Source organism: Collinsella stercoris DSM 13279 (genome assembly GCF_020735465.1).
GTDB classification, from domain to species: Bacteria; Actinomycetota; Coriobacteriia; order Coriobacteriales; family Coriobacteriaceae; genus Collinsella; species Collinsella stercoris.
Window position 1 is genome coordinate 1,716,625 of the sequence record NZ_CP085935.1, and the last position, 17,497, is coordinate 1,734,121.

At 65.8% G+C, this 17,497-nt stretch carries 11 protein-coding genes; 3 read left to right on the forward strand and 8 right to left on the reverse strand.

The window, feature by feature from the left end; translation table 11 throughout:
* Window positions 1-11: 11 nt before the first annotated feature.
* Window positions 12-932 (reverse strand): transporter substrate-binding domain-containing protein, encoded by a 921-nt coding sequence (locus LK434_RS07355; RefSeq protein WP_006719547.1) that lies wholly within the window; start codon window positions 930-932, stop codon window positions 12-14.
* A gap of 482 nt (window positions 933-1,414) precedes the next feature.
* On the opposite strand from LK434_RS07355, the gene rlmD reads away from it, so the two are divergent.
* Entirely contained in the window at window positions 1,415-3,001 is a 1,587-nt protein-coding gene (rlmD, locus tag LK434_RS07360; RefSeq protein WP_083784168.1) for a 23S rRNA (uracil(1939)-C(5))-methyltransferase RlmD, read from the forward strand.
* 169 nt (window positions 3,002-3,170) lie between these two features.
* Here the strand turns inward: rlmD and LK434_RS07365 are convergent, their stop codons facing one another.
* The 6 genes from LK434_RS07365 to tilS all read right to left on the reverse strand — a co-directional run bounded on the left by LK434_RS07365 (window position 3,171) and on the right by tilS (window position 12,484).
* Window positions 3,171-4,535 (reverse strand): lipase family protein, encoded by a 1,365-nt coding sequence (locus LK434_RS07365; RefSeq protein ID WP_148334406.1) that lies wholly within the window; start codon window positions 4,533-4,535, stop codon window positions 3,171-3,173.
* A 434-nt stretch (window positions 4,536-4,969) separates the two neighbouring features.
* A complete protein-coding gene (locus LK434_RS07370) occupies window positions 4,970-5,779 on the reverse strand; it encodes a phosphatase (protein ID WP_006719528.1) in 810 nt (269 codons plus the stop codon).
* A 360-nt stretch (window positions 5,780-6,139) separates the two neighbouring features.
* A complete protein-coding gene (locus tag LK434_RS07375) occupies window positions 6,140-7,321 on the reverse strand; it encodes a pyridoxal phosphate-dependent aminotransferase (protein ID WP_006719516.1) in 1,182 nt (393 codons plus the stop codon).
* Between the two features lie 398 nt (window positions 7,322-7,719).
* A complete protein-coding gene (gene ftsH, locus LK434_RS07380; RefSeq protein WP_317134270.1) occupies window positions 7,720-10,113 on the reverse strand; it encodes an ATP-dependent zinc metalloprotease FtsH in 2,394 nt (797 codons plus the stop codon).
* 1 nt (window position 10,114) lies between these two features.
* Window positions 10,115-10,663: a hypoxanthine phosphoribosyltransferase gene (gene hpt / locus LK434_RS07385; RefSeq protein ID WP_006719488.1), complete on the reverse strand. Its 549-nt coding sequence runs from the start codon at window positions 10,661-10,663 to the stop codon at window positions 10,115-10,117.
* A 54-nt stretch (window positions 10,664-10,717) separates the two neighbouring features.
* Window positions 10,718-12,484: a tRNA lysidine(34) synthetase TilS gene (tilS, locus tag LK434_RS07390; RefSeq protein WP_227917692.1), complete on the reverse strand. Its 1,767-nt coding sequence runs from the start codon at window positions 12,482-12,484 to the stop codon at window positions 10,718-10,720.
* A 255-nt stretch (window positions 12,485-12,739) separates the two neighbouring features.
* Between tilS and LK434_RS07395 the strand changes: the two genes are divergently transcribed.
* Window positions 12,740-13,546 carry an MBL fold metallo-hydrolase gene (locus tag LK434_RS07395; protein WP_040360585.1) on the forward strand — a complete coding sequence of 269 codons (807 nt, stop codon included), beginning with the start codon at window positions 12,740-12,742 and terminating at the stop codon, window positions 13,544-13,546.
* Between the two features lie 108 nt (window positions 13,547-13,654).
* On the opposite strand, the gene LK434_RS07400 is transcribed toward LK434_RS07395, so the two are convergent.
* Window positions 13,655-15,277, reverse strand: coding sequence for an MFS transporter (locus LK434_RS07400; protein WP_227917915.1), 1,623 nt, complete (start codon window positions 15,275-15,277; stop codon window positions 13,655-13,657).
* Between the two features lie 173 nt (window positions 15,278-15,450).
* On the opposite strand from LK434_RS07400, the gene LK434_RS07405 reads away from it, so the two are divergent.
* Window positions 15,451-17,286: a BglG family transcription antiterminator gene (locus LK434_RS07405; RefSeq protein ID WP_006719467.1), complete on the forward strand. Its 1,836-nt coding sequence runs from the start codon at window positions 15,451-15,453 to the stop codon at window positions 17,284-17,286.
* The last annotated feature ends 211 nt before the right edge of the window (window positions 17,287-17,497 follow it).

Genomic DNA, 17,497 nt, shown 5'->3' on the forward strand with positions numbered 1-17,497 from the left:
CTGGAAAGCCGCTACTTGATTTGCCAGTTGTCCATGGTAAGCCCCTGGTCGGCGTACTTGGCGGCGATCTCATCGACGGTCCCGTCCTCGTACAGGGCCTTGAGCGTCTCGGTCACCTTCTTGGCGGTCGCCGTGTCTCCCTTCTTAAAGCCGACGGCATAATTTTCCTCAGAAAGATAGTCGTCGAGCATGACATAGGCATCGGGCTTGGCCGTCATCTGATACATGGCGATGGAGAGGTCGCAGGCAACGGCGTCCACCGCGCCGGACTCGAGCTGCATGAACGCCGTGTTGTAGTCACCGATCGTCTCGAGCGAGGCGAACGTGGCGGCCAGGTCGGCGGCGTCTTCTTTGAGCACGGCTTCAGCGGCGGAATCGACCTGCGTCACGACCGTCTTGCCGGCAAGGCCCTCGGCGTCCTCGATGCCGCTATCGGCACGCACCACCACGACCTGGGCATTGAGCATGTACGGGTCGGAGAAGGTGTAATCGTCCTCGCGATTATCCATGGTGAAGCCGTTCCAGATGCAGTTGATGGCACCGGACTTGAGCATGGCGTCCTTGGCGTCCCAGTCAATCGCCTCGAGCTCGAGCTCCCAGCCCTGCTCCTCTGCGACGGCGCGGGCAAGATCCAAGTCAAAGCCCGTATACTCGCCGTCATCGCCCACGTATCCGTACGGCGGATACGATTGGTCAAAGCCGACTATGAGCTTGCCCGTCGCGACAGCGGAGGTGTCCTTACTCGTTGCGGCCGCGGAGCCGGCTGCAGATCCCTCGTTGGTGGCGGCCGGCGCGCCACCGCACCCGACAAACAGCGTGAGCGCCATCGCGGCAGACGCCACGCCCGCCATGAAGGATCGACACGTCAGCCCACGGGATGCGAATGCCTTCTGGGTCGTCTCGTCTGCCATATTCTGCTCGTTCTTCTTCATGGTTGATTCTTTCCCCTGTAAGTACTTTACTTAACTAAAGTGTCGTTGTCGACAGTTGGGAGAATAGCACTTTAGTTTGATGGAGTACAAGAGTGTTCTTCAAGATTGCAGGCATGTTACGCAAGGCTCGGGTATGCTCCGCGGAGTGCGATCGTGTTGCGAGGGATGCGCTCGCGTTGCGCATAGTGCGGGCATGCTGCATGCGGTGCGGGCGCGTCGCGTGCGGGGCAGGCACGCTGCGCATGGTACACAAGAATGTCGCGGACGATGCAGATATGTTACGTATGGCCCCAGGCACCTCATGCGCAACGCGGATGCGTTGTGCATGGCGCAAGCACGTTATGTAAGATGCAGGCGCGTCGCGCGGCAACCGTATGCGAAGCACGAAGCCATGGCGTCGCGAGGCATGTCCGCATCTCGAACAAGGCACCTGCAGCTTGTTAGAATGTTGCACACGCCAACCCAACGTGAATGGATTACCCATGGCCAAGCAGCGCTCATCTTCCCCTGTCGGCCGCAAGGCCTCCGCCGGCGGCAGCGGCCACAAGGTCTCCGCCTTTGCCAGCGATCGCAAGGCCCGCCCCACCTCGAGCAGCCGCAAAGCGCACCCCGGCGCCGGAGGTCGCAAAGCGCAGCCCGCCTCAGGCTGCCGCCAGGAGCCCCCTACTGTGAGCGGCCGCAAGGCCTCATCCGCCATCAGCGATCGAAAAGCCTCCCCTGCCGCCATTGATCGCAAGGCACGTCCCGCCGCCGGAGGTCGCAAAGCACGCCCTGCTGCCAACAGCCGGAAGGCCAACCCAGCCCTCAAGGTCTCATCCGCAGCAAGCGACCGCAAGGCGCCCTGCCCTATCATGCGAGATTGCGGGGGATGCGAATGGCTTGGCCTGCCCTACCGCAAGCAGCTCAAGCGCAAGCATGCCGCCATGATCGAGCTATACGAGCCCCTCATCGGGCGCTTTGGCTGGAACGTGCACGTTGACGACGCGCTCGGCATGGGTCCCTCGCGCGAAGCGGGACCCGTCACCGCGGCCGACTCGCCGCTTGCCTCACCGCGCGCGTTTCGGCACAAGGCCTCAACACCATTCGCCCCCGGCCCCCATGGCGAAGTGCGCTGCGGCTTTTTTGCCCGAGGCACCCACACCATCGTGCCCTGCCCCGCGTGCCCAGTCGAGGCACCGGGGGCACGAGAGCTGCTCAATGAGGTCGCGCGCCTGGCAAGCGACTTCGGCATTCCCGCGTACGACGAGGACCGCCGGCAGGGACAGCTGCGCTACGCCGTGCTGCGCTGCGGGTGGCGCACGAACGAATCGATGCTCACCCTCGTGACGCGGACGCGCGAGGTTCCCCACCTCGACGCGCTCGCCCAGGCAATCGCCCGCGAGCACCCCGGCATCGTGACGATTGCGCAAAACGTCAACCCGCGCGTGACCAACGCGATCCTGGGCGGCGAGACCCGCCTGCTCCATGGGAAGCCCCGCATGCGCGACCAGCTGCTCGACTGCACGTTCGAGATATCCCCCGTATCGTTTTACCAGGTAAATCCCCAACAAACCGAGGTGCTCTACCAAAGCGCCATCGAGGGGATGCAGCTGCGCGAGGGTGACACCGTGCTCGACACGTACTGCGGCAGCGGCACCATCGGCCTTGCCGCGGCGGCGAGCGCACGCGCCAACGGAGCGCACGTTCGCCTGATAGGCGTTGAGCGAAATGTCGAGGGCGTGCGCGACGCGCAGCGAAATGCCCAGGTCAACGGCTTGGAAGATATGAGCGATTTCATCGCGCGCGATGCGACCGAATACATGCGCGAAGCCGCCGAGCAGGGGCTCAACGTCGACGTGCTCATCATGGACCCACCGCGCGCCGGGTCCGCGCCCGCTTTTGTCGAGGCCGCAACGACCCTCCGACCGCGCCGCATCGTCTACATCAGCTGCAACCCCGTAACGCACGTGCGCGATCTTGAGCAATTTGGCGAGGCGGGGTATCGCGTTGACCGGCTGACCCCCGTCGACCTGTTCCCGCACACCACCCATACCGAGATGATCGCCACGCTCACGCCCGCGACGAGCTAGGCCACGAGGCGCAGGCGCGCAAAAACGCGGGCGGCGGCGAAGAGTGCGCTCGGCAACATAGGCCGCCCCGCAACGCCGCACATGTCGCCACATCGCTCGCACCTCGAGGACGGGCCGAGCATCATGGCCACACACATGCCCCGGTGCGCCACCGGCATGCTTCGGCGCGCTACTTCACGACCGTCAACCCATCCTCGGCAATGACGCTCATCCACGCGATATACGTGCTGGGATAGTGGCTGTACAGAATGCGCACGGGATCGACGCGCGCCGCCACCGAGGTAAAGACCGCGAGCGCGCCGCGCGGCGTCACCAGCTCCTCGACCGACCCGATACCCGTCGCGACGTCGCCAAGGACCGCTTGCACCACGTGCTTGTCGGTGGGATCGGCACCGCAGGCCACCCCCACCGACTGCTCGTACAGCGCCCGCATGTCCTCGCACGCCGCATCAAAACCGGCGGTATCGACCGACGGGAGTTCCATGTCCACACCGTAGCGCTCGTATCCCCACGACGACAGCGGCAGGTAAGGCATGATGTCAGAAGGGTTTGCGATGTTGAAAATGTTGTCGTAGCGCGCGCTGCGTGCCTGGGCGCTCAGCGTCGTCGCCGGAGAGGCGAACGTGTACGCATAGAGATGGTCGACGGCGCCGAGCGCGCTCAGGTCGTCAGCGTGGCCGGGGTCTTGCGCGGCGACCGGCTGCACGCCGGCGCGGCAGTCGTCGATTTCCGCAGCGACGAGATTCGCAACCGCCCCGCCGCGACTATGGCCCACGAGCAGCACCGATACATTCGCCCCATCCGCGACGGACTCATCGACCCAGGTGCCCAGCTCCTCGCAAATCTCCTGCGCGGCGCGGCAGTACCCGCCGTGGTCATTCGACTCATCCGACGTGAGGTCGAGGTTGCTCAGCCATTCCGAACCGTAGCTTCCCCGCACGCTCACCAAGATGAGGTCACGCGGAGCCCCTTTGCCCTCATCATCCAACTTCAGGCGTTTGCGAGCCACCGTGTAGGCAACGCCATCGGCATCGTCGGTCACCAAGTTCAGCACCTCATCGACGACCTCGCTGCGATACCGATAGGAGGCCGTGCAGGCATCGTCGAACCCGAGTGCGGAAAGGGCGTTTTCCATGTACGCCGGCTGACTGGTCTTTGACTGATAGTAACCAGATTCTGAATACGCGAGCGCCGCGAGGACCGAACTGGTCTGCGCGAGCCCATGGTTGTACGCGGTGTCGCTGGCGGTGAACCACGCGTCGTCCCATGTGACGTGCGCCTGCGCCTCACCGGACCCCGGCGCATCGAGACTCGTGTACGTGAGGTCCGTCGACAAGCGCGGCAACAGCGAGGCGTCGTCGCCGTACGCTTTGGGCAACCCGGGGGACTCGACCGCGGCTATGCCGGAAAGCTCTTGCACGTGGCGTGTGTACAGACGAGCGGACGCGGTGAGAACGCCCGCGATCAGCAGCAAAAGGCACGCGAACGGCACGCGGCGCATAATCGCACGCATCCTGCCAGACCGTTGTGCCATGCGCCACCTCCCCGCGCGAAACCTCGTACCCGGGTATGACGGCAGCCATCCTTACGCCCTGCCGTTGATGAACACCCCGGTGCTTGACGTCGCTCAGAATACCAGCCCCGCGGGTTTGGCATGTGACGAAACGCTTACATTTTCGTGGGGAAACCTTAAGGTTTGCGGTCGAAGAGGCCTGGAGTCGTTGCCGCGGAAGGGCGTCGCGCGGGCGTGCACCGCCACCTGAGGGGCGCTGACCCGCCTCGGCACGCTGGGCCGAGCGCACCACGTGCCGACAGCCGTCATATCTCGCCGCCGCGTCGACGTAGCCTACCCTGCTGCAGCGCGCCGCCCACTTCCACCGCGCTCCGCCGGCTCGGCACGCTGACCCACCTCGGCACGCTGACGCCAACTCGGCCCGTAGACTTGAGCCGCCACATGCAAACGGACGTCTACCTCGGCTCTACGTTGCTCACGCCCGAGGCTTCGATGGCCTGCATGAATGCCTCGCGACCGCGGTTCATGATGAGTTCCTGAGGGAAGTGAATCTCGGCCAACATCCGCTCCGCCGCGTCAAAGCGCCCGATCTGCGGCGCGATGTGTGCATCGCTGGAAACGGTGATGCCCACCCCCAACTCGGCACAGCGTTCGGCAATGCGACGGCACATGTCCTGATGAGGGCCCGCGCTCTGCAGGGAATGCTCGTTGATCTCGATGAGCTTGTGGCGCTTTTTGGCGCAGGTCAACACGGTATCGAGGTCGTAGGGCAAACCCGAGCGACCCGTGTGACCCAAGATGAGCACGCGCGGTTGCTCAAGCACGGCAACGTACATGTCAGTGATTCGCGCCACGTCGCAGCCGCTCGCAAACTCCGCGTTGTGCACGCTCGCGATAACGTAATCCGCAGCGCTCGTCACGCGCTCGAACAGCGTGCGCTCACGCCTCAACGCACGACCGGTGATGTCCTCGGTGCAGGCAATATCCTGGCCAAAGAGCGAGCCGTCCAATCCCTCCACATCGGCCTCGCATCCGTGCAGCAGCGTCACGCCCTGCCATTCGCGCGGCCAGATGCCCATATTGATGAAGTACTGGAAATTGCGCACATGCTGCTCGGGAAAGAGCATGCAGCTCAGATGGTCCGTCGACCCGAGGATCTCAAGCCCGGCGTGCGCGGCGGCCTGCACGTTCTCCTGTATGGTCGAGTACGCATGGCGCGAATAGAGTGTGTGCGTGTGCACGTCGCCCAATATACGGTATCCCATGGTAAAACCCCTTTCTGGTCGGGCGCGCTTTTCGGTCGCGTGGCGTGTATGTCCGACGGCATTTCCAGCCGGAGCTTTTAGGCTGGCGACCGTTCTGTCTGGCACGTCTACGGGCTTGCCGCGGTGCCGTGCCGGTCGCGTTACCGATCCGGCTGCTCCACAAGGCCGGCCGTCCCCCGTCGATCCGGCTGCTCCACAAGGCCGGCCGTCCCCCGTCGATCCGGCTGCTCCACAAGGCCGGCCGTTCCCCGCGGGCCGGTCGCGCGGCCGCCGAGGTCGCAGCTCCTGAGCATCCGTCTCTCCAGGCCGAGCGCGTCTCCGAGCCAACCGTCTCCAACCCAGCCGCAGCCCCGGCCTCTTCTAACGATACGAATCCATCAGCGCTCGCCATGCCGGCAGGGAGTTCACGATGGTGTCGTAGCTCACGCAGTACCCCACGCGCACCCAACCGGGCACGCCAAAGCTGTCGGACGGCACGGGGAGCAGCTCGAAGCGCTTCGCCCGTTCGCAAAACGCCTCGGCATCCGACTCGAGCGCGCGCACCCACAGGTAAAAGGCCCCTTCGGGCTCAACCACCGAGTAGCCCATCTCGCCCAGCTCGTTTACCAGCAGCAATCTGTTGCGATTGTACGCCCCCACATTGCAGGGCTCATCCACGCAATCGGCGACCACCCGCTGAAAGAGGGCGGGGGCGCACACAAATCCCAAGGCGCGCGCCGAGCCGGCAATCGCAGCCATCGCGCGCGCGTTCTCGAAACACGCAGGCGGCACGAGCACCCAGCCCACGCGCTCGCCCGGCAGCGAGAGCGACTTGGAGTACGAGTAGCACACCACCGTGTTTTTATAGATGTCCGGCACCCACGGAACCTCGGCTCCGTACGTAAGCTCGCGATACGGCTCGTCGGAGATGAGGAACACGGGCTGTTCGCGCGATCGATTCACCTCGTTCAGACAGTTGGCCAGCCGTTGCAGCACCTCCCGGGAGTACACGGAGCCCGTGGGGTTGTTGGGCGAGTTGACGATAATCGCCGCCGTACGGGGCGTGATTGCCTCCATGATGCTGCCCACAGACAGGCGGAACGTGTAGAGCTTCGCCGGCGCCTCCACGCACGTGCAGCCGCAGGACTCTATCCAGACCTTGTACTCCGGGAAATACGGGGAGACCACAATGACCTCGTCGCCCGGCGAGGTGAGCGCGTGCAGCGCGCAGGAAACCGAGGCGGCGGCACCCACCGTCATAAAGATGTCCCCCATGCTATATGAGGTGCCGAAACGCCGGTTGAGCGAAGCGGCAACAGCCTTGCGCGCGGCGGGTAGCCCTGGGGCGGGGGTGTAGCCATGCAGCTCCTCGGGAGCGCATTCGGCCAACGAGCGCTCGATTGAGGAGCGCACCGCTTCAGGCGCAGGGATGCTCGGGTTGCCCAGGCTGAAATCGAACACCTTGTCGGCGCCGATCTGAGCCTTGCGCTCGCACGCATACGTAAAGATCTCCCTGATTTTGGAGCTTTCCGCCCCTCGCGCGTACATGGCCTCGTTAATCATGCGCCCTCCCCTACGGCTCTTGCAGTAGGCACATCATACCCGCCGGCGTTGAGGGCTATCCGCCGCCACGCACATGTCACGAAGCGGAAACGCTGGCATGCGCGGGGGCGGCGGGGCGAGCGGGTCCGATGCAGGTCCGGCACGAACCCGATGCACCTCACCAGATTCGATGCACCTCTCAAAACTCGATGCACCACCGGTAAACTCGATGCACTTTTCAACCGAATTCCCTTGGCAAAGCGGTCTAAAAGTGCATCGATGTTTCTAGAAGTGCACCGAGTTTTCTATAGTGCATCGATGTTTCTGGCACCGACACCCCGAATGCAAAGAAGCCCGCGCGAACACACGGGCTTCTGCAATGAAACGCAATTTGAATGCGACATGTTCGGCAACGGCCGTCAACGCTGGCTGTCGCCGTCGCCAGTAGCCGCATCCTCCGCAGCCCTCTCAGCTGCGCCAGCCTCTTCGACAGCCGCGCCAGCCCCAGCGGGCTCCTCGGCACCGACGACACTGGCCTTACCGGACGCGCCCGCATACTCGCTGGTATCACTAGGCGCGTCCGTCTGCTCGCAGGCCTCGCCGGGCGCATCCGCGCGCTCGCCTGCCTCACCCGCAACGGCGGCCTCGGCAAACGCGGCGGCCTCGGCCGCGATTTCCTCGTCGCTTTGACGCGGCTTGGCGCGACGGGCGCGCTCGGCCTCGACCACCGCAGGGTCGGCACCGTTGGCGGCTGCGTTGTTGCGGGCCTCCTTGGCGGCAACGATATCGCCCTCGCGCTCAAGATAGGCGTCCCACTCGTTATCGAGCAGCGCCACCACCGCATCGCCCTCGACCGTCTCGCGCTCAAGCAGCACCTTGGCCATGAGGTCGAGCTGATCGCGGCGGGCAGCCAGGATCTCCTCGGCGCGCGCGTGAGCTTCGCGCATGATGCGCTGGACCTCGGCGTCGATGCGGCGGGCGGTCTCCTCGGAGTAATCCTGGTGATCGGCGTAATCGCGACCCAAGAATACCTCGTGCTGCGCCTCGCCGAACACCTGCGTGCCCAGCTCATCGCTCATGCCCAGGCGCGTGACCATCTCGCGCGCCATCTTGGTTGCGCGCTCCAGGTCGTTGCTCGCGCCGGACGTGACATCCGAGCACATAAGCTCCTCGGCAACGCGGCCGCCCAGGAACACGGCGAGCTCGTCGAGCATCTCGCCGCGCGTCTTGAGGAAATGGTCCTCGGCGGGCAGCTGCATGGTGTAGCCGAGCGCCTGGCCGCGGCTGATGATCGAGATCTTGTGCACGGGGTCGGCGTTGTCCAGGATGTGCCCGACCAGCGCGTGGCCGCTTTCGTGGTAGGCGATCGTGGTCCGCTCGGCCTCGCTCATCACGCGGCTCTTGCGCTGCGGGCCCGCCATCACACGCTCCATCGACTCCTCGATCTCGTCCATGGAGATGAGCGAGCGCCCGCGGCGAGCCGTGAGCAGGGCCGCCTCGTTGAGCAGGTTGGCCAGGTCGGCGCCGGCAAAGCCCACGGTGAGCTGCGCGAGCTTTTCAAAGCTCACGTCGGTGTCGAGCGGCTTGTTTGCGGCGTGCACGCGCAGGATCTGCTCGCGGCCACGCACGTCGGGGCGATCGACCGTGATCTGACGGTCAAAGCGGCCCGGGCGCAGCAGAGCGGGGTCGAGGACATCGGGGCGGTTGGTCGCCGCGATGAGGATCACGCTCTCGTTCTCCTCAAAGCCGTCCATCTCCACGAGCAACTGGTTGAGCGTCTGCTCGCGCTCGTCGTGGCCTCCGCCCAAACCGGCGCCGCGCTGACGGCCCACGGCATCGATCTCGTCGATGAAGATGATCGACGGCGCCTGCTCCTTGGCGCTCTTGAACAGGTCGCGCACGCGCGACGCGCCCACGCCCACGAACATCTCGACGAACTCCGAGCCGGAAATCGTGAAGAACGGCACGCCCGCCTCGCCGGCCACGGCCTTGGCCAGCAGCGTCTTGCCGGTGCCGGGAGGACCGACCAGCAGCACGCCGCGCGGAATCTTGGCGCCGAGCTTGCGGAAGCGCTCGGAATCCGAGAGGAAGTCGCGGACCTCCTCGAGCTCCTCGACCGCCTCGTCGATGCCGGCGACGTCCTTGAACTTGACGTTCGGGCGCGTGGCGGCGTTGGTCTTGGCGTTGGTCTTGCCGAATTGCATGGCCTTGTTGTTGGCGCCCATCATCTGGCGCATGAAGTAGACCATGGCGATCAGGATAATCGCCGTCGGCAGAATGCCCAGGATCAGATCGAGCAGCAGGTCGGGATCCTCGGTATCCACCTTATACGTGGTCTTGGGGTGCTCGGCCATGAGGGCGGCCAGCGAGTCGGAGCCCACATAGGTGGAGTTGAACTGCTCCAAGTTGTCCTTGGTCTTCTTCTCGCCCTCGGGCCAATAGGTGCCGCTCACGGACCCATCGGCCACCGTGTAGGTGGCATCGTGCACCCGGCCGTCCTCGACGGCGGCGACGAAATCGCTCGTGGCGAGCTCATCCGAATTGCCTTGCGTCTGAAGACCGCCGCCCAGGCTCCAGAAAGCGTATCCCAACAGGATGCAGGCAAACGCGAAGTAAATCCAGCTCGCGCGGGAGGGACCGCCAGGCCGGCCCCCTTTGCCGCCAGGGGCACCGGAGCCGGAATCCGCAGGGCCCGAGCCGGTTGGGGGCGTGGGGCGATTGCCCCCGTTGTCTGCATCAAACCCGTCGCCCTCGGAATAGAGAACGACGGGTCCCTGCATGCAATCGTCGGTACAGTCTGTACGATTGGTCATATTATGCGTAAACCTCCGGTTTGAGCACACCCACATAGGGCAGGTTGCGGTAGCGCTCGGCGTAGTCCAGGCCGTAGCCCACCACGAACTCGTCGGGGCAGTGCGTGCCCACGTACTTGGGGTCGATGGCAGCCTGCTTGCCCTCGACGTCCTTCCACAGGAAGGTGCAGACCTCCAGCGAGGCCGGGTGGCGGCTGGCCAGGTTCTTCATCAGATACTTGAGCGTCAGACCGGAATCGAGCACGTCCTCGACGATCAGCACGTCGCGGCCGTTGATGTCGATGTCCAAGTCCTTGATGATGCGCACGATGCCCGAGGACTTGACGCCGTTGCCGTAGCTGGAAACGGCCATGAAGTCGATGGCGCACTTGGTGTCGATGGCGCGCATCAGATCGCCCATAAAGACGACGGCACCACGCAGGACGGCGATGAGCACGAGGTCCTTGCCCTGGTAATCCTCGGTGATCTTTGCACCCAGGCGCTTGACGATCTCCGCGATGTCCTCCTCGGTGAACAGGACTTTCTCAACATCTGGATGGAGCGTTTCCATGGCTTCCCTTTCGTGGTGCAGGTACGGTCAATGTGCAGGATACCCGTTTGCGGCTCACCGCACGTCAGCAATGGGACGAAACGTTAATTTTACCAAGACTTTGCTGGTCGCGGTGCACTTGAAGCGATCGTCGAGCCGAATGGGGGCAGCCCACACAATCGCTCCGCCCGGCGTGGTGCGCAGCACGGGCGTGACCGCGCGCTCCGCCAAGGACACATGTGCCTCGTTGAGCAGGTCGGAGAGCTTTTTGCTGCGACCGTGCATGCCAAAGGGGCACAACATGTCACCCGCGGCGGGAACGTCGACCCACAGACGCAGCGCGTCACGGTCGGGCTGCTGCGAGCCCGATGCGCCCCAGCGCTGGTCCTCCGCCAGGCGCGGCAGCTCGTGCGTCGCGTAGCCGAGGGCCGCCGCGTCGATGAGCACGGTGGCCGACGACGCGCATGACGGAGCGTCCCGCAGCGATGCCGACAAAAGCTCCCGGTCCAGGCCTTGTGATGTTGCCGGCGGAAGCCCCTGACATGAGGACTGGCCCACCGGCGACGCCTCGCACGCCGGGGTCGACGCCTCGCACGCCGGGGTCGACGCCTCGCACGGCCCGGGCGACGCCTCGCACATCCGGGCTGGCGCCTCGCGTGCCGGGGTCGACGCCTCGCGCGCCAGGGCAACGGGGTCCGCACCCGCCGGGACCTCGAGCAGCTGCGCCTCCAGCGTGCCCGCCGCCACGCGCAAGCGGCCCGGGATGGCAAGCCAGCCTGCCGTGGCACCCTCGCGCTCGGTCGGCGTGCGCAGGGCGAGCGTGCCGAACTCGATGCGCGCGTCGATTCCCGACGGCAGGGTCACCGACCCCTCGCCCATCGCGACGCACGAGAGCACCGCCTCCACATGGCGCATTTCCAGCCGGGCCTCGCCGTCGAGCTCGCGCACGGCCAGCCGGACCATGCGTCGGGCGATGGCGACCTCCGCGGCGGCAAGGCGCGATACGTCGAGTACGATGAGGCCCGATGCGCGACGGCGCACGCAGCTGCGCAGGGCCGTCGACGCCAGCTGGGACATGAATGCGTCCTCATCGCCGAGGATGTCGCACGCCGCGCTCACGTTGCGGGCGACGTTCGCATTGCGCTCCCCGGCGACGGGCATGAGGCGATGGCGGACGAAGTTCCTCAGGTAGCCGGTGTCCTGGTTGCTCTCGTCCTCGCGCCACGACTGGCCGGCGACCTGCAGATAGCGAATGAGGTCAGCATGGGTCATATCGAGCAGGGGTCGCACGATGATGTTGCGGCGGCGCGGGATGCTCGACAGCCCCGCCGCACCCGACCCCTTGATGGCGTTCATGAAGAACGTCTCGGCGCGATCGCTTGCGGTGTGCGCCGTGAGGATGCGGGCGGCGGAGCGCGGCGCACCCGTTTGGGCGCAGAGCTCGCGCACGTAGCGACGGGCGGCGGCATAGCGCACGTCGCGCGCGGCCGCTTCAAGGTTCTGCCCGCCCAGGTCGGCGAAACTCGCGTGCTCCACGCACAGGGGCAGCCCCTCGCGGGCGCACAGCTCGCGTACGAACGCCTCATCGCCGTCGGATGCCTCGCCGCGCAGATGGTGATTGACGTGCAGAACGTGCAAACGCTCGCGGGCGATGCGCGCCGGGCCGCGACCGTCCGCGATGTCGAGGGCACCCGTGCAGGCCATGAGCAGCAGCGCGGTCGAGTCCGCACCGCCTGATACCATAAGGACCACCGGAGCGCTCAGCTCGCCGGCGCGCGACGCGTTCGCCATGGACGCCGCGGCGCCGCGACGTGCTCCGTATCGTTGGAAAACCGTGGGCATATGTCGCCTTCCTACCATATATTCCTGTACGCATTGTATCTGTGAGGAGCACCCGACGCCATGAACCGACCCAACGCCACATGCGGCAACGCTGCACGCGCTCACGATTCTTTAACGAACGCGCCTGGCCCAAATCCCCCTGTCGATGATCGGTCGAAAAACCTCGGCTCGGCGCGCCTCGCAGGCACCGCTTGCGCCGGAGCCGCCGTTTGCACCGATGCGGCGCCCTCACCCTCGCCCGCGGTCGCGCGCGCCCTGCACCTGCACGTCCTCGGCAGCGGCTCGCGCGGCAACTGCTCCCTCGTGGAAGGACCGCAGGGGCTCATCATGATCGACAATGGCTTTTCGCGCCGTGAGGTGCTCGCGCGCATACACGAGCTCGACCTGGACGAGAACGACGTGCGCGCCCTTGTGCTCACGCACGAGCACAGCGACCACGTGAGCGGCGTCTCCGTGTGGGTCAAGCGCTGGGAAGGGCCGCTCTTCGCAAGCCAGGGCACGCCCGACGCGCGCAAGTACCTGGCATGCCTGCCGTTCGAGACGTTCGGCCCCGGCGAGGAGTTCGAGGTCGCCGGCGTGCGCGTGCAGACCTTCCCCACCACGCACGACGTGATCAACCCCGTCGGCTTCCGCTTTTCCTGCCAAGGCGACGCGATCGGCTACGTCACCGACACGGGCACGCTCCCGCCCGGCGCCATGAGCCTGCTGCGCGATGCGCGCATCCTGGCCATCGAGAGCAATCACGACGTCCCCATGTTGCGCACCGGATCGTACCCGCGCCATCTGCAGGACCGTATCATCTCCGAGCTCGGCCATCTTTCTAACGAGCAGGCCGCCGGCGCCCTCCGCGAGCTCGTGACCGATCGCACCGAGCATGTCGTCGCCATGCACATCTCGCAGGAGAACAACCGCCCGAGCCTTGCCGTGCGCGCACTCGCCGCGGCCCTGGGCGCCGAACTCGACAACGAGCTCGGGTCGAGCGCCACGCTCGCACGGTCGGATGGGGGCGTCGACCTCCACATCCACGCGGCGGGTCAAAACCGCCCGTTCACCGTCGAATAGCTTGAAAGGGGCTGTACTCAAGATGTGAGGGGCTCTGCACGAGCCCCTCGGTAGAAACCAGATTTCCCCATCCGCATCTCGGCGTCTCGCCATCGGTGGACATGGTAATCAATTTGCGCCTGTCCCCAATTGCTCTTTTTTGGGGAAGGTCGTGAGCAGCGCGAGACCCGCGATGACCGAGACAGTCGACATCGCGATGGCGCCGGCGTCGGCGCGCACCTCGCGGTTGGCCGAGACCAGCTCGCCGGCCGCAAGCTCAGCGACCCCCATGCCGTCCATGCGCGCCGAGAACGACAGGTCTCCCTCATAGGTGTACACCGTCTCCTCAAGCGAGACACGAACCGGTTCGTCGAGCGAGCTCACAGCCGCCACTCGGGCGTCGAGGCCCATGTTGACGGCGATCAGCAGCACCGAGCCCATGGCGGCGGAACCCAGCGCGAGGCCCAGGTTGCGCGCGGCCCCCTGAATGCCGCCGGACTGCTGAGCGTCGCGCGCGGGCACCGCGGAAGCGACGAGGTTGTTCGACTGCGAGTTCACCATGCCGACGCCGATGCCGCCGAGCAGGGTGCCGAGGATCATCACGGCGGTCAGCGAGGCACCACGGACGCCGATGGCGGCCATGAGCGCCCCGAGGGCGATCGCGACGTAACCGCAGCGCACCACGAGCCAGGAATTCGCCTGCGGGAACTTGCGCGGGATGCCCGTGGCGAGCACGAGCATGGGCACGCCCGAGACGATGCCCAAAAGAGCCGTGCCGGTCCCGCCGAGGCCGACCACGAGCTGGTAGAACGACGTCGCAACAAGGCCCTGGGCACCCATATAGAAGAACGGCAGGGCGATCGCCACGACACCGGAGCGGACCTGGGGGCTCCTGAGGAAACTCGAGGGCAGGATCGCCACGCCGCGTGTGCGCTCCATCCACGCCTCGACCGGGATGAGCGCGATGAGCACCACCAGGCCGGCGACGGCGATGAACGGCGCGGGGGACAAGCCGAGCACGGTGAAGGGCGCGGTGGGGAGCGGCTCCGCGACACCCCACACCGAGATGCGGGAGAGGCCGAACATCACGGCGAAAAGGCCCATAGAGGCGAGGACCGCCCCGGGGAAGTCGAATTTCTTGAAAGCGTGCGGCTGCGAGACGGGTAGGGCCGAACTGGCGGCGACGAGCACTCCGAAATACGCGGCGATGACGCCGAAGGTGAAGCGAAACCCGAGGCCGTCGACGAGCATGCCGAGCGGGATCGGCACGAGGGTCGCCAGGGCGGCGGAGCCGGCGATCACGCCGTACGCCTGCTTGCGCCCATCACCCTCGAACAGCAAGGGGACCATGCCGAGCACCGAGGGAATCACCAGGCTCGCGCCGACGCCCACGGCAAGGCGGCCGCCCCAGATGAGCAGCTCGATGAAGGGGGCGAGCGCGGTCGCGATCTCGCCGACGACGATGAGGGCCATGCCCCCCACAAAGGTGCGGCGCCAACCGACCATGAGGCCGAGCAGGCCGCTGGCGAGCATGAACGTGCCCGCCATAAGGGCATACACGGTGTTCGCAAGCTGGACGTCGGCGACGGAGCAGCCGAACACCCGCATCATCTCGGACATCGCGACCGAGAAGGCGCCGTTGTCGGCAGAGACGCCCAGCTGTGCCAAAGCCAGAACCGCGAGGGAGAGGGTCGCCTTGGAGGCGCCGGAAGCGCCGCGATTCTCCCCCGACGCATCCGTGCACGCGCGCATGGAATTCACGACAATCACCATCCATTGACGTTTTATGCACGTCATCGTGAAAATACAGGTGCCTTCATCATATGAATATCGTTAAGCTATTACCGCAGCGAGTTTGCCACAGATGCGGCAATTTCGCCGATATCCGCCGTGTCCCGAGGGCGCACCATCCGAATGGAAGACCCATGAGCATCAACCGCCGCCAGGCCAACCTCCTCAAGGTCCTCGCGTCAACCACGAGCTACATCCCCACGGCGACCATCGCCGGGGAGCTGTCATGCTCCGAGCGGACGGTCCGCAACGACGTCTCGGCCGTCAACACCTTCCTGGAGCAAAACGGCCTCGCCGCGCGCACCACGTCCAAGCGCGGCACGGGCATCCAGCTCAACCCGAGTCCCGCGGAGCGCGAGCGCATCCTCGGCCTGGTGAAGGAGCGCGCGCTCGCCATGGACCCCGCGCTCGACCGCTTCTACCGCGGCATCCTCCTGCTCATCTGCGACTATCGGGGAGACTACACCGTCGAGTCGCTCGCCCGCGCCATCCTCACCAACAAACAACAGGCGCAGGAGGACATCCGCTCCTGGAACGACATGCTCTACCCCTACGGCGCGCGCATCGAGCGTGGGCGGCGCCTCGCGGTCGTGGGGCCCGAGGAGAACATACGCTTCTTCGTCACGCACAGCCTGTTCGAACTCGCCCCCACGGCCATGAAGCGGCGGGTGGAGCCCCAGCTCTTCGACGGGGACGGCCAGTTCCTCTTCGATGAAATCGAGATGGTCGAGCGCACCCTGAACTGTCCCTTCACCGATAACGCGCGCCACGAGCTCGCCATCTACCTGCAGGTCATGATGCTGCGCATCCGCAAGGGCAAGACCATCCCGCCACGCGCGGGCGCCGTCCCGACGGCCTTCGCCACGCTGCTCGACCACGCCGAGGAACACTACGGCATCGCACTCGGGCCCGGTGAGAGGGTAGTCGCCGCTGAGTTGTTCCTGGTGGCGGTGCGGCGCTGGACACCCGATTTCCAGGAGACGTTCACGCCCGAGCGCGCATCGGCCCATCTGGCCGAGGACCTCTTCCTCGCGCTGTCCGACCGCTACGGCACCTGCCCCGCATCGCACCTGCGCAAGCCGCTGGCACTGCTCTTCGAGGCGGGCATCACACACAAGCGCCTGAACCGCGCCATCGCCCTGCCCCCCGAGATCTCCTGGACCGTGCGGTTCGAGAACATGACCCTGTTCATGCGCCTCGCCCAGGTCATGCGAGACACGCCCTCCCTCGCTAAGGTCAACCTCTTCGAGACTGACTTCACCCGCATCGCCATGCTGCTGCTCGATTTCATGGACGGCATCGCGGTGAGCGACGCCTGGCGGGCGGGTCTCGTGGTCAACTGCGGCGTCGAGCAGGTGTTCTTCGCCCGCGACCGCATCGAGCGCTTCCTGCCCTTCATCCGCATCGCCCGCGTGATCCCCGAGAGCGAGCAGGCGGACGGCAGCGCGCCCCTCGACGGCCTGGACCTGCTCATCTCGTTCGACCCGATCGAAACGGACCTTCCCACCGCGGTCATCTCCAGCGCCATCACCGAGCAGGACCGACGCCACATCAACGACGCCGTCCTCGCCATCGCGAGCCACCGCATGAAGGGCGAGGCGCCCGCCATCGAGGAGCCCTGCGTCAAGAAGCTCCCCCGCAATGAGGGCGAGTCGCTCAAGCACGCCCTGCACCGCGAACTGACGGGCGAGCGTATGTGGTCGGGATCGGAGGAGGAGTTCTCGAAGATCTTCGAGATGTGCTCCTTCACCTGCGGGAGCACGTTCATCCTCACCTACTTCTCCCATGAGGCGAACAGGACCGGGAGCCTGATATGCGACATCGACGCGCAAATCCCGTTCAGGCGCACGCGCCTCACCCATGCCGCGGTCCTCGCGGTCTCGACCGCCGACGAACGAGCCCTGGGGGCCCTTTCCCAGACGTTCAGGCGCCAACTCGTCTCCATGGGGCTCGCGCCCAGCGAGCTGTAGAGCCCGATCGGCACACGTGCGCCCCGACGTCCCAATTGGAGGCGGGCGCGTGTTGAGGAATTCCTCCCGTTGGCGACGTTTGCCCACCCATGGACCGGGAATCCCCGATTCGCGCCCGCCCCCATCGCGAAAAAAGGACGCCCGGCGCACGTGGCGCCAGGCGTCCCATCTTAGAGCTCGGAGCTCCGGGTGATGCGGTTTTCCCGGTCGG